The sequence below is a fragment of the Pantoea latae genome (genome assembly GCF_002077695.1).
In the GTDB taxonomy this organism is placed as follows: domain Bacteria; phylum Pseudomonadota; class Gammaproteobacteria; order Enterobacterales; family Enterobacteriaceae; genus Pantoea; species Pantoea latae.
Window position 1 is genome coordinate 161,809 of sequence record NZ_MWUE01000013.1, and the last position, 12,805, is coordinate 174,613.

A 12,805-nucleotide genomic window follows, 5' to 3' on the forward strand; every position below is an offset into this window, starting at 1 on the left:
AAAACGGCCCCGCAGGGCCGTTTAATTATGCACCGAAATTAACCGTTAATCAGTGCGTGCATTTCCTGTACGGAAATAACCTGCTCTGTCGGGTCGGCATTCAGCGACATGGCGGTGGCGAAACCGCCGTTCAGCGTGGTGTCGTAGTGCACTTTATACTGCAGCGCGCTGCGACGGATGACGCGTGAATCTTCAATCGCCTGACGGCCGGCGGTGGTGTTGACAATATAGGTATATTCGCCGTTCTTCAGGCGATCCTGAATATGCGGACGACCTTCGTGCACCTTATTCACCAGACGCGGATTGATACCCGCCTCGCCCAGCACCACGGCGGTGCCGTGAGTGGCATCCAGCTCAAAGCCGAACTTCAGCAGCTTGGCCGCCAAATCGACGATGCGCTTTTTGTCCCCTTCGCGCACCGAGAGCAGCGCGCGGCCGCTCTTCTTCATGTTGCTCTGCGCGCCCAGCATCGCTTTAGAGAAGGCTTCGGCGAACGTGCGTCCAACGCCCATCACTTCGCCGGTGGAGCGCATTTCCGGGCCGAGGATTGGGTCCACGCCCTGGAACTTGTTAAACGGCAGCACCACCTCTTTCACCGAGTAGTAAGGCGGGATCACCTCTTTGGTGACGCCCTGCTCCGCCAGAGTTTTGCCCGCCATCACGCGCGCCGCGACTTTCGCCAGCGGCACGCCGGTGGCTTTGGAGACAAACGGCACGGTACGGGCGGCGCGCGGGTTGACCTCAATCAGGTAAACCTCATTGTCCTTCACCGCGAACTGCACGTTCATCAGGCCGCGCACGTTGAGTTCAAACGCCAGGCGCTCGACCTGCTGGCGCATCACGTTCTGGATCTCCTGGCTCAGCGTGTAGGCCGGCAGCGAACAGGCGGAGTCGCCCGAGTGCACGCCAGCCTGCTCGATATGTTCCATGATGCCGCCAATCAGCACGCGCTCGCCGTCGCAGATGGCGTCGACGTCCACTTCCACCGCATCGTCCAGGAAGCGATCCAGCAGCACCGGCGCGTCGTTAGAGACGGAGACGGCGGTCTGGAAGTAGCGCTTAAGGTCGATCTCGTCATAGACGATCTCCATGGCGCGGCCGCCCAGCACGTAGGAGGGGCGCACCACCAGCGGGTAGCCGAGGCTGGCCGCTCTCTCCACCGCCTGCTCCAGCGTGGTGACGGTGGCGTTGGCCGGTTGCTTCAGGTTGAGGCGATCGACCGCCTGCTGAAAGCGCTCGCGGTCTTCGGCGCGGTCAATGGCGTCCGGGCTGGTGCCGATAACCGGCACGCCTGCGGCTTCCAGCGCGCGCGCCAGCTTCAGCGGCGTCTGGCCGCCGTACTGCACGATCACCCCTTTCGGCTGCTCGATGCGCACGATTTCCAGCACGTCTTCCAGCGTCACCGGCTCGAAGTAGAGACGGTCGGAGGTGTCGTAATCGGTAGAGACGGTTTCCGGGTTGCAGTTCACCATAATGGTTTCGAAGCCGTCTTCGCGCAGCGCCAGCGCGGCGTGCACGCAGCAGTAGTCGAACTCGATGCCCTGGCCGATACGGTTCGGTCCGCCGCCCAGCACCATGATCTTGTCGCGATCCTGGTTCGGGTTCGCCTCGCACTCCTCTTCATAGGTGGAGTACATGTAGGCGGTATCGGTGGCGAACTCGGCGGCGCAGGTGTCGACGCGCTTGTAAACCGGGTGCAGGTTGTACTGCTGACGCAGCTTACGGATCTCGCCTTCCGAGACGCCCGCCAGCGTCGCCAGACGCGCGTCGGCGAAGCCTTTGCGCTTCAGCGCGCGCAGGAACGGCTGGCTCAGGCTATTGACGCCTTCGCGCGCCACCTGCTCTTCCAGACGCACCAGCTCTTCGATCTGCACCAGGAACCAGCGGTCGATATTGGTCAGGTTAAAGACGCCGTCGACCGACATACCGGCACGGAACGCGTCGGCGATGTACCAGATTCGCTCGGCGCCGGCATCTTTCAGCTCGCGGCGGATGCGGGTCAGCGCGTCGGCGTCGTCGAGATGCACTTTCGGGTCAAAGCCGTTGGCGCCCACTTCCAGCCCGCGCAGCGCTTTCTGCATCGACTCCTGGAAGGTGCGGCCAATCGCCATGACTTCGCCTACCGACTTCATCTGCGTGGTGAGACGGTCGTTGGCACCGGCGAATTTCTCGAAGTTAAAGCGCGGGATCTTGGTGACAACGTAGTCGATTGAGGGTTCGAACGACGCCGGGGTCAGGCCGCCGGTGATATCGTTCATCAGCTCGTCGAGGGTAAAGCCGACCGCCAGCTTGGCCGCCACTTTAGCGATCGGGAAGCCGGTCGCCTTAGAGGCGAGCGCCGAGGAGCGCGACACGCGCGGGTTCATCTCGATAACGATCAGGCGCCCGTCCTTCGGGTTAACCGAGAACTGCACGTTAGAGCCGCCGGTTTCTACGCCGATTTCACGCAGCACCGCCAGCGAGGCGTTACGCATGATCTGATACTCTTTATCGGTCAGCGTCTGCGCCGGGGCGACGGTAATGGAGTCGCCGGTGTGGATGCCCATGGCGTCAAAGTTTTCGATAGAGCAGACAATGATGCAGTTGTCGTTCTTGTCGCGCACCACCTCCATCTCATACTCTTTCCAGCCAATCAGCGACTCATCGATCAGCAGCTCGTTGGTCGGCGAGAGATCCAGACCGCGCTCGCAAATCTCTTCAAACTCTTCGCGGTTATAGGCGATGCCGCCGCCGGTGCCGCCCATGGTGAACGAGGGACGGATAATGCACGGGAAGCCGACATCTTCCGCCACGGCCAGCGCCTCTTCCATGGTATGGGCGATGCCTGAACGCGCCGTATCCAGTCCGATGCTTTTCATCGCCACGTCGAAGCGACGACGATCTTCTGCTTTATCGATGGCATCGGCGGTGGCGCCAATCATGGTGACGCCGAACTCTTCCAGCACGCCCTGACGCTCCAGCTCCAGCGCGCAGTTCAGCGCCGTCTGGCCGCCCATGGTCGGCAGCACCGCGTCCGGACGCTCTTTTTCAATAATTTTGCGCACCACTTCCCAGTGAATCGGCTCGATATAGGTCGCATCGGCCATTTCCGGGTCGGTCATGATGGTCGCCGGGTTAGAGTTAACCAGAATGACGCGGTAGCCCTCTTCGCGCAGCGCTTTACACGCCTGCGCGCCAGAGTAGTCGAACTCACAGGCCTGGCCGATAACAATCGGGCCTGCGCCAAGGATCAGGATGGATTTTATATCAGTACGTTTTGGCATTTTCAGGCTCCTGATTACTTAGCTTTCGAACGATAGGCGTCGATCAGTTCAATAAAGTGATCGAACAGCGGCGCGGCGTCGTGCGGACCCGGACTCGCTTCCGGATGTCCCTGGAAGCTGAACGCCGGTTTGTCGGTGCGGTGAATACCCTGCACCGTTTTGTCGAACAGTGAAATGTGCGTCACGCGCAGATTCGCCGGCAGGCTGGCGTCATCGACGGCGAAGCCGTGGTTCTGCGCGGTGATCATCACCGTATTGTTGTCGAGATCCTGCACCGGATGGTTGCCGCCGTGGTGGCCGAGCTTCATTTTCACGGTTTTCGCGCCGCTCGCCAGCGCCAGCAGCTGATGGCCGAGGCAGATGCCGAACACCGGGATGTCGGTGTCGAGGAACGCCTTAATGGCGCTGATGGCGTAATCGCACGGCTCCGGGTCGCCTGGGCCGTTGGAGAGGAAAATGCCGTCTGGATTGAGCTTCAGCACCTCTTCGGCAGGCGTCTGCGCCGGCACCACCGTCAGGCGACAGCCGCGATCCACCAGCATGCGGAAGATGTTGAACTTGACGCCGTAGTCGTAGGCCACGACGTGGTACGGCAGCGCTTCCGCGCTCTTTGGCTGCGGCAGGCCTTCGTTCAGCGTCCAGGAACCCTGCTGCCAGCTATAGGTTTCCGCCGTTGTGACCTCTTTCGCCAGATCCATCCCTTTCAGCCCCGGGAATGCCTGCGCTTTCTGCAGCGCCAGCGCCGCGTCCGGGTTGTCGCCCGCGATGATGCAGCCGTTCTGCGCCCCTTTTTCGCGCAGCAGACGCGTCAGCTTGCGGGTGTCGATATCGGCGATGCCCACCACGTTATTACGCTGCAGGTAGGCTGACAGGCTCTCTTCGCTGCGGAAGTTGCTGACAATCAGCGGCAGGTCGCGAATGACCAGGCCTTGCGCGTGAATTTGGGTCGATTCTGCGTCAGCGGCGTTGACGCCGACATTGCCGATATGGGGATAAGTGAGGGTGACGATCTGGCGGGAATAGGAGGGATCAGTGAGTATTTCTTGATAACCGGTCATTGACGTATTGAAAACGACCTCCCCCACTGCCGATCCCGTTGCCCCGATGGCCCGACCGTGGAATTGGGTTCCGTCTTCCAGAACCAAGAGCGCTGACTTAATCAAAACATCCTCCAGGGAATAAACAGTCACAATATTTGCATATTAATTCAAAATTTGGCCCTGAATCAAGGCAAAAACCGCCTGAGTGGTCGATTTTTGGCAAATTGCGCGCATTCTAATGATCCCCCTGCGGCTTGTCTACCCTGCAAGACGATTTTTTAGCTGTTTTCGCGTCACTGACGGATAAAACCAGGAATAAGTCGCAAAAAAGCGACATTAGCGGCGGGAATAAACGGTTGCCTGGGTGAAATAAAATAAAAGTGCGGCCCGCAGGCTGCTATTTTTGACCAAATGGTCAAAAAAGCTCTTTTTTTAACCGCAACGGCAGAAAAAACCTACTATTTTGGATACTTCACATCTTTTAAATAAAGAAACACTCATTTTAAATAAAAATAAAGGGCGATAACGCTATCGCCCTGTTCAATCAATCTGTTACCGATTGAAATAACCACATCACAATGGTTCACAACACTCACAACATCGAGAGATCCAGCACATCTCGCATATCATAAAGCCCGTTTTTCTTCTCTTTCAGCCACAATGCTGACTTAACCGCGCCTTTTGCAAAGGTCATACGACTTGAGGCCTTGTGGGTAATCTCAACGCGCTCGCCGATATCCGCAAACATCGCGGTATGCTCGCCGACGATATCGCCCGCGCGCACCGTGGCGAAACCAATGGTCTGCGGCTGACGCTCGCCGGTGTGCCCTTCGCGCGCGTAGACGGCGTGCTGGTCTAAATTCCAGTTCATGGCGTCGGCGATCGCTTCGCCCATCGCCAGCGCGGTGCCGGAAGGGGCATCAACTTTGTGTCGATGGTGCGCTTCGACGATTTCGATATCGGCGTAGTCGCCCATTACCTTCGCTGCCTTCTCCAGCAGCTTCAGCACCAGGTTGACGCCGACGCTAAAATTAGCGGCAAAGACGATGGGGATTTCGGTCGAGGCTGCCTGAATGGCCGCTTTGCCCGCCTCATCGAAGCCGGTGGTGCCGATCACCATCGCTTTTTTATATTCACGGCACAGCGCCAGATAGTGCAGCGTGCCTTCGGGACGGGTGAAATCCACCAGCACGTCGAAATCATCCATCACGCTGCGTAAATCGTCGGTGATGATCACCCCGTTTTTGCCCGTTCCGGCCAGCTCGCCTGCGTCGCTGCCCACCAGCGAAGAGCCGGGACGCACCAGCGCGGCGCCGAGTTCAACACCCTCCGCCTGCTGCGTCGCCTCAATCAGATTGCGCCCCATACGGCCCGGCGCGCCCACGATGGCAATGCGGTAATTCTTCATATTTATTCATTCCTGATACAAAACTATGCATGCAAAGCGCAATCAGGTTAACGATCAGTTAACAGTCACGCCACTACTAATGCGGGATAATTAGAATTTCAGGGTAGCGCTTAGTGATTATCAGTAAAAGCAATTCCGCTGGCTGGAACTTAACCTTTTTGCCCATGAAAAAGGCCGACTTATGTCGTAATGCTTGTCAGTTAAGCAGGGGGTGATAACGCAGGCTGGTGCCGCTCAGGAACGGGCGGTCCTCGCGCCGCTGACGCGGTACCTTCACGTCATTCGTCTGCCTGACGGACCGGCGGGGATGGAACATCCCTGTTCCAGCCCCACCTTTCGCCCGCATCCCTGCGGGCTCTCCTGGCAGCCTCATTCTGTTCAGCGCTGCGAAATGCCCGCCCCTGAGCAGCCCCAGCCGGCTGGCAAGCTTCTGTGTACGCTGCTGGAAAAGAACGGCAGCGCTTTTACTGCTGCAAAGGGCACCCTGTCTGAGGCCAGTGCGCCTCCTCTGCTGTTGAGGGCTATTCGCAGCGCTGAGGCGGAAACGTTGTGCCAGGAGCCGGTCGCAGGGATGCGACAGGCAGTTCGGGTAGGCCTGGATGGCCGTACCCGAACGGTCCGTCCGGCGCGACGTTGCAGCCGAAGGCACCGTGCAGCGGCGCGAGGACGGCCCGGCAGCAGAGGAGGTGCTGTGGCCCGCACCAGCACACGCATAAAACAAAGGCCGCCGTTTTGAGAAAAACGCGGCCTTACCTGAACATGACTTTAACTGACAAGCATTAAGACTGATGTCGGCCTGTCTGCAAAGGATAATGCGCGGTTACTGCACGTTGCGTACCTCGACGCGCAGCTCTTTCGGCACCTCGAACACGATATTCTCTTCGCGCCCAATCAGCTCGATCGCCGCGTCGCCACCCAGCTCGCGCAGCCGCTGGATCACCTGCTGCACCAGAATATCGGGCGCCGAGGCGCCTGCGGTGACGCCGATGCACTCGACGCCCTTCACCCACTCTTCCTGGATGTCGTCCGCCGAGTCGATCAGCTTCGCCAGCTTGCCGGCGCGCTGCGCCAGCTCCGCCAGACGATTGGAGTTTGACGAGTTCTTCGAGCCGACCACCAGCACCACCTCCGCGTCGCGCGCCAGCACGCGCACCGCTTCCTGACGGTTGGTGGTGGCGTAGCAGATGTCATCTTTGCGCGGGCCGATAATCGCCGGGAACCGCGCGCGCAGCGCGTCGATCACCTCAGAGGTGTCGTCAACCGACAGCGTGGTCTGCGTCATAAAGCAGAGATTGCTCTCATCCTTTACCTGCAGCTTAAACACGTCCTCGGGCGACTCTACCAGATACATGCCGCCGTTCGGGTTGCTGTACTGGCCCATAGTGCCTTCGACTTCGGGATGGCCCGCATGGCCGATCAGGATCGCTTCCACGCCTTTACGGCTGGCGCGCGCCACTTCCATATGCACCTTGGTCACCAGCGGACAGGTGGCGTCGAACAGCATGGTCAGGCTGCGCGCTTTGGCTTCGGCGCGCACCGCCTGCGACACGCCGTGCGCCGAGAAAATCAGGATAGCGTTATCCGGCACTTCGCCGATCTCTTCGATAAAGATCGCGCCGCGCTCGCGCAGGCTGTTGACCACGTAGCGGTTATGCACCACCTCATGGCGCACGTAGATCGGCGCGCCGTACATCTCCAGCGCACGCTCGACAATGCTGATGGCGCGATCGACGCCGGCGCAGAAGCCGCGCGGGTTAGCCAGCAGGATTTGCATCGTTTGCCTCCAGTACCGGATTGACTTCCAGCACGTCGATATCGAAATGAACCTGATGGCCGGCCAGCGGATGGTTGAAATCCACCGTGATGGAATCGCCGGAGATTTCGCGGATCACGCCCGGCATCTCACTGCCGCCCATGCCGGTAAACAGCATGATGGCACCGACTTCCGGCTCGCCCGCCTGCATAAAGTCGCGGCGCGAGAAGTACTGGATCAGATCCGGGCTGACGGTGCCGAACGCCGCTTCCGGCGCCAGCGTAAAGGCGTGCTTGTCGCCCGCCTTCAGTCCCAGCAGCTCCTGCTCCAGCGCGTCGGAAAGGCTGCCGTCGCCGAGGCGGAACAGCGCCGGTTTGCCGGAAACAGAAGTAGACTCCGCGACGGAACCATCCTCCAGCTTCAGCGTGAAATGCAGCAGCACCGCGCTGTCGCGCTCTACAGAGACTGTCATGACTTACCCTTGTTTTGCCTGTTTGCCCGAGGGGCTGAAAAAGCCCTCCAGCACCACTAACGCGGCGCCGATACAGATGCCGCAGTCAGCGATATTAAAGGTGGCGAAGTGCCAGTCACCGATATAGAAGTCGATAAAGTCGACAACGAATCCGTGATAGGCACGATCGAACAGGTTGCCTGCCGCGCCGCCGATAATCAGCGCGTAGGCGATATTAACGATCTTCTGGCTGGCGCGGCTGCGGTACATCATCACCAGCAGCGCCACCACGATGGCGATGGCGATGCCGGCGAAGAACCAGCGCTGCCAGCCGCCTTTGTCCGCCAGGAAGCTGAACGCCGCGCCGTAGTTGTGCGCGTAGAACAGGTTGAAGAACGGCATCAGCGGCTGCGTTTCATGCAGCATCATGTTGTTCATCACCCACTGCTTGCTGCCGAAATCGATCAGGATCACCGCCAGCACCAGCCATACCCAGCGTAAGCCGGTTGAGAGAATAGGTTTACGCATCAGGCAAATTTACGCTCTTCGCCGTTGCCGGCCAGGTTGGTGTAACAACGACCGCACACCGCAAGATGCTCCGGGTTCTGGCCGACGTCGGTAGTGTAGTGCCAGCAGCGCGGGCATTTCTCGCCTTCTGCCTTATGCAGCGCGATTTTCAGACCTTTCACCAGCTCGCTCTGCTGCGCTTCTTCGCTCGCCAGCGCATAGTCCGCCACCGTCGCGCCCGAGGTCAGCAGCACAAAGCGCAGCTCGTCGCCCAGCGCCTGCAGCTTCGCCGCCAGCGTCGCGTCCGCATAGAGCGTGACGGTCGCTTCCAGCGCGCCGCCGATACGCTTGTCGCTGCGCGCCTGCTCGATCGCCTTGTTGACTTCGCCGCGCACCTTCAGCAGCTCTGCCCAGTAGTCGTCGTTCAGCGCTTCGCCCTGCGAGAGACCGAACAGGCCGCTATACCACTCTTCGGTAAAGACGTACTGCGCGCGCTCGCCCGGCAGATAGCCCCAGATTTCGTCGGCGGTAAAGGACATGATCGGCGCCATCCAGCGCACCAGCGCCTCGACGATGTGCCACAGCGCGGTCTGACAGCTGCGACGCGCCAGGCTGTCGCCCTTCGCGGTGTACTGGCGATCTTTAATAATATCGAGATAGAACGAGCCCATCTCCACCGAGCAGAACTGCATCAGGCGCTGGATAACTTCGTGGAAATCGTAGTTTTCGTAAGAGGCGACGATATCCGCCTGCGCCGCCTGCGCGCGGCCGACTGCCCAGCGATCCACCACCACCATCTCTTCCGGCTTGACCCTATCGGTTTCCGGGTTGAAACCGTTAAGGTTCGCCAGCAGGAAGCGCGCGGTGTTGCGGATGCGACGATAGGCGTCGGCGGAGCGCTTCAGGATTTCGTCGGAAACCGCCATCTCGCCGGAGTAGTCGGTCGAGGCGACCCACAGGCGCAGGATATCCGCGCCCAGCTTGTTCATCACGTCCTGCGGCGAAACGGTGTTGCCGATCGATTTGGACATTTTGCGGCCCTGACCATCGACGGTGAAGCCGTGGGTCAGCACCTGGCGATAAGGCGCTTTGCCCTTCATCGCGGTCGAGATCATCAGCGAGGACATAAACCAGCCGCGATGCTGGTCGGAGCCTTCCAGATACATATCGGGCGTGTGGCCGCCAAATTCCGGACGCGCGTCGACCACCGCATAGCTGGTGGAGCCAGAGTCGAACCAGACGTCCAGCGTATCCGGCACCTTCACGTAGCTGTCGGCGTCATCGCCCATCAGCTCGCGCGGGTCGAGATCCCACCACGCCTGAATGCCATCCTGCTCAACGCGCTGCGCCACTTTCTCCATCAGCGCCAGCGTGTCGGGATGTAGCTGCTCGGTCTCTTTGTGCACGAACAGCGCCATCGGCACGCCCCAGGTGCGCTGACGCGAGATGCACCAGTCGGGACGGTTCGCCACCATCGCTTCGATACGCGCCTGGCCCCAGTCCGGGATCCACTGCACGCCTTTGATCTCTTTCAGCGACTGCGCGCGCAGGCCTTTCTGATCCATGCTGATGAACCACTGCGGCGTGGCGCGGAAGATGATCGGTGTTTTGTGACGCCAGCAGTGCGGGTAGCTGTGCAGCAGTTTTTCCACGTGCAGCAGCGCGCCCTTCTCTTTCAGCAGCTCAACGATGACGTCGTTGGCCTTGAAGACGTTCAGGCCGTCCAGCGTCGGATAGGTGCCTGGCAGATAGGTGCCGTCCGGACCAACCGGGTTCGCCACTTCGATGCCATATTTCTGGCCGATGACATAGTCGTCCGGGCCGTGGCCCGGCGCGGTATGCACGGCGCCGGTACCGGCTTCAAGCGTTACGTGCTCGCCCAGCACCACCGGCGACTGAATGTTCACCAGGAAAGGATGCTGGAACGTCAGACGCTCCAGCGCCGCGCCTTTGCATTCGCCCAGCACGGTCCACTCGGCGACGCCGGCGCGCTTCAGCACGCTCTCTACCAGCTCTTTCGCCAGGATCAGCGCGCGGCCGTCGATCTGCACCAGCTGATAGTCGAACTCCGGATGCAGCGAGATGGCGCGGTTGGCCGGCATGGTCCAGGGCGTCGTGGTCCAGATCACCAGCGAGATCGGGCCGTTGGCCGGCGCGTCGCCAAATTTTGCGCGCACCGCGTCGCGGTCTACCGCGTTAAACATCACGTCGATAGAGGGCGAGGTTTTGTCGTAGTATTCCACTTCCGCTTCCGCCAGCGCCGAACGGCAGTCCAGGCACCAGTGCACCGGCTTTGCGCCCTTGTGCAGGTGGCCATTGCCGATGATTTTGCCCAGCGCGCGGATGATGTTGGCTTCGGTCTGGAAGTTCATCGTCAGGTAGGGACGATCCCAGTCGCCCAGCACGCCAAGACGGATAAAGTCCGCCTTCTGGCCTTCGACCTGCTCGGCGGCGTATTTGCGGCACGCTTCGCGGAACTCAGCCGGCGTCACCTTCTCGCCCGGCTTGCCGATCATCTGCTCGACCTTATGCTCGATCGGCAGGCCGTGACAGTCCCAGCCCGGCACGTAAGGCGAGTCGAAGCCCGCCATGCCTTTCGACTTGACGATAATGTCTTTCAGAATCTTGTTAACTGAGTGACCAATATGGATGCTGCCGTTCGCATAGGGAGGGCCGTCATGCAGAATAAAGGTTTTTTTCCCTTTTTTGGCTTCGCGGATGATGCCGTACAGGTTGTCATCATACCAGCGTTGCAGCATTCCCGGTTCGCGTTTGGCAAGATCGCCGCGCATCGGGAACCCCGTTTCGGGCAAATTCAGGGTAGATTTATAGTCACTCATCAGATTCTCGTTTCCGTTTTTTGCGGGGTTAAAGCCCAAAGAAGCGCCGGGCGGTTACCACATCTTTCGCAATTTGTTCTTTCAACGCCTCCAGTGAGGCAAAGCGCTGCTCGTTACGTATCTTATGCTTCAGCACCACATCAATGTGCTTTCCATACAGATTGATATTGATGTCAAGCAGGTGAACTTCAAGCTGCTGGCGCAATCCTTTTACCGTTGGTCGCGTGCCGATATTCGCCACGCCGGGAACAGGCGCCCCCAGACCGAGCACCTCCACCGCATACACGCCTTTCACCGGCGAGACGATGCGGCGCAAAGGAAGGTTCGCGGTGGGGAAACCGATGGTGCGTCCCAGCGCATCGCCGTGCACGACGCGGCCAGAAATACTGAAAGGGTGACCCAGCAGCGTTTGCGCCAGCGCTAAGTCGTCACTGGCCAGCGCCTGACGCACGGCGGTGCTGCTGATACGCTTGCCGCCGTCGCAGAAGGTTTCGGTGCTGACAACGTCAAAGCCGTACTCGGCACCGGCCTTCTGTAATAACAGGAAATCGCCCTGGCGACCAGCGCCAAAGCGGAAATCATCCCCCACCGCCAGGTATTTGACGTCCAGCTTATCCACCAGCAGATCGGTGATAAAGCACTGCGCCGACTGCGCGGCAAAGCGACGGTCGAAGCGCACGCACAGCACCCGATCGACGCCCGCTTCCGCCAGGAACTTCAGCTTTTCCCGCAGGCGCGTCAGGCGCGCCGGGGCTTTGTCTCCGGCGAACAGCTCAAGCGGCTGCGGCTCGAACAGCATCACCATCACCGGAAGCTGGCGTTTTCGTCCCTCTTCGCACAGGCGCGCCATCAGCGCCTGATGGCCGCGATGCACGCCGTCGAAGTTACCAATGGTCAGGACGCAGCCGCGATGCTGCTCGTTTAGATTATGAATACCGCGGATAAACTTCATGGCTGACTCAAACCGGTGGAAATCGGCGGATTATACCCTTGAAAGCGGCGAAGGTTAACCCGTCGCCACACCTTTCCTGCGCAGAACGCGCCATTTATCAGGGCCTGGCGCGCGCGGCGCGGCTCTGTGAGAATTTTGTTGTGAAAGGCTGTATCTGACGAGGGGAAGCTGGTAGAATCTTGCGCCATCAATTACGTAACCGGGCGTGGTTTGTAAAACGACGCTTATTTGCACAAATCCATTGACAAAAGAAGGCTCAAAAGGCATAGTCCTCGGCCTTTGATTTGTCCATATAGAACACATTTGGGAGTTGGACCTTGGCTAATATCAAATCAGCTAAGAAACGCGCCGTAACATCTGAAAAACGTCGCAAGCATAACGCGAGCCGTCGTTCTATGATGCGTACTTTCGTGAAGAAAGTATACGCGGCGATCGCAGCTGGCGACAAAGCTGCTGCGCAGAACGCATTTAACGAAATGCAACCGATCGTGGACCGTCAGGCTGCTAAAGGTCTGATCCACAAAAACAAAGCTGCACGTCATAAAGCAAACCTGACTGCTCAGATCAACAAAATGGCGTAAGCCTTTGTTC

General features: G+C 59.5%; 9 protein-coding genes. 1 reads left to right on the forward strand and 8 read right to left on the reverse strand.

Annotated features, from left to right (window positions below):
- Positions 1-38: 38 nt before the first annotated feature.
- The 8 genes from carB to ribF all read right to left on the reverse strand — a co-directional run bounded on the left by carB (position 39) and on the right by ribF (position 12,214).
- The gene (gene carB / locus B2J69_RS09520) at positions 39-3,263 is read right to left on the reverse strand and encodes a carbamoyl-phosphate synthase large subunit (RefSeq protein ID WP_081138682.1); all 3,225 of its coding nucleotides are present in this window, start codon (positions 3,261-3,263) and stop codon (positions 39-41) included.
- A gap of 14 nt (positions 3,264-3,277) precedes the next feature.
- Positions 3,278-4,426 (reverse strand): glutamine-hydrolyzing carbamoyl-phosphate synthase small subunit, encoded by a 1,149-nt coding sequence (gene carA, locus B2J69_RS09525; protein WP_081138685.1) that lies wholly within the window; start codon positions 4,424-4,426, stop codon positions 3,278-3,280.
- Between the two features lie 469 nt (positions 4,427-4,895).
- Positions 4,896-5,711, reverse strand: coding sequence for a 4-hydroxy-tetrahydrodipicolinate reductase (gene dapB, locus B2J69_RS09530; RefSeq protein ID WP_081138688.1), 816 nt, complete (start codon positions 5,709-5,711; stop codon positions 4,896-4,898).
- 820 nt (positions 5,712-6,531) lie between these two features.
- Positions 6,532-7,485, reverse strand: coding sequence for a 4-hydroxy-3-methylbut-2-enyl diphosphate reductase (gene ispH / locus B2J69_RS09540; protein ID WP_081138690.1), 954 nt, complete (start codon positions 7,483-7,485; stop codon positions 6,532-6,534).
- The gene (gene fkpB / locus B2J69_RS09545) at positions 7,466-7,936 is read right to left on the reverse strand and encodes an FKBP-type peptidyl-prolyl cis-trans isomerase (protein WP_081138693.1); all 471 of its coding nucleotides are present in this window, start codon (positions 7,934-7,936) and stop codon (positions 7,466-7,468) included. The genes ispH and fkpB overlap by 20 nt, the downstream gene beginning before the upstream one ends.
- Positions 7,937-7,939: 3 nt before the next feature.
- On the reverse strand, positions 7,940-8,443 hold the full coding sequence (gene lspA / locus B2J69_RS09550) for a signal peptidase II (RefSeq protein WP_081138696.1): 504 nt from the start codon (positions 8,441-8,443) through the stop codon (positions 7,940-7,942).
- The gene (gene ileS / locus B2J69_RS09555) at positions 8,443-11,262 is read right to left on the reverse strand and encodes an isoleucine--tRNA ligase (RefSeq protein WP_081138779.1); all 2,820 of its coding nucleotides are present in this window, start codon (positions 11,260-11,262) and stop codon (positions 8,443-8,445) included. The genes lspA and ileS overlap by 1 nt, the downstream gene beginning before the upstream one ends.
- A 28-nt stretch (positions 11,263-11,290) precedes the next feature.
- The gene (gene ribF, locus B2J69_RS09560; protein ID WP_081138698.1) at positions 11,291-12,214 is read right to left on the reverse strand and encodes a bifunctional riboflavin kinase/FAD synthetase; all 924 of its coding nucleotides are present in this window, start codon (positions 12,212-12,214) and stop codon (positions 11,291-11,293) included.
- A 317-nt stretch (positions 12,215-12,531) separates the two neighbouring features.
- Between ribF and rpsT the strand changes: the two genes are divergently transcribed.
- The gene (rpsT, locus tag B2J69_RS09570) at positions 12,532-12,795 is read left to right on the forward strand and encodes a 30S ribosomal protein S20 (RefSeq protein ID WP_033749434.1); all 264 of its coding nucleotides are present in this window, start codon (positions 12,532-12,534) and stop codon (positions 12,793-12,795) included.
- Positions 12,796-12,805 lie beyond the last annotated feature (10 nt).

Excerpts from the sequence above, each read along its gene's own strand:
- carB (WP_081138682.1), bottom strand. The coding sequence starts at position 3,263 with ATGCCAAAACGTACTGATATAAAATCCATCCTGATCCTTGGCGCAGGC.
- dapB (WP_081138688.1), bottom strand. The coding sequence starts at position 5,711 with ATGAAGAATTACCGCATTGCCATCGTGGGCGCGCCGGGCCGTATGGGG.
- ispH (WP_081138690.1), bottom strand. The coding sequence starts at position 7,485 with ATGCAAATCCTGCTGGCTAACCCGCGCGGCTTCTGCGCCGGCGTCGAT.
- fkpB (WP_081138693.1), bottom strand. The coding sequence starts at position 7,936 with ATGACAGTCTCTGTAGAGCGCGACAGCGCGGTGCTGCTGCATTTCACG.
- lspA (WP_081138696.1), bottom strand. The coding sequence starts at position 8,443 with ATGCGTAAACCTATTCTCTCAACCGGCTTACGCTGGGTATGGCTGGTG.
- ileS (WP_081138779.1), bottom strand. The coding sequence starts at position 11,262 with ATGAGTGACTATAAATCTACCCTGAATTTGCCCGAAACGGGGTTCCCG.
- ribF (WP_081138698.1), bottom strand. The coding sequence starts at position 12,214 with ATGAAGTTTATCCGCGGTATTCATAATCTAAACGAGCAGCATCGCGGC.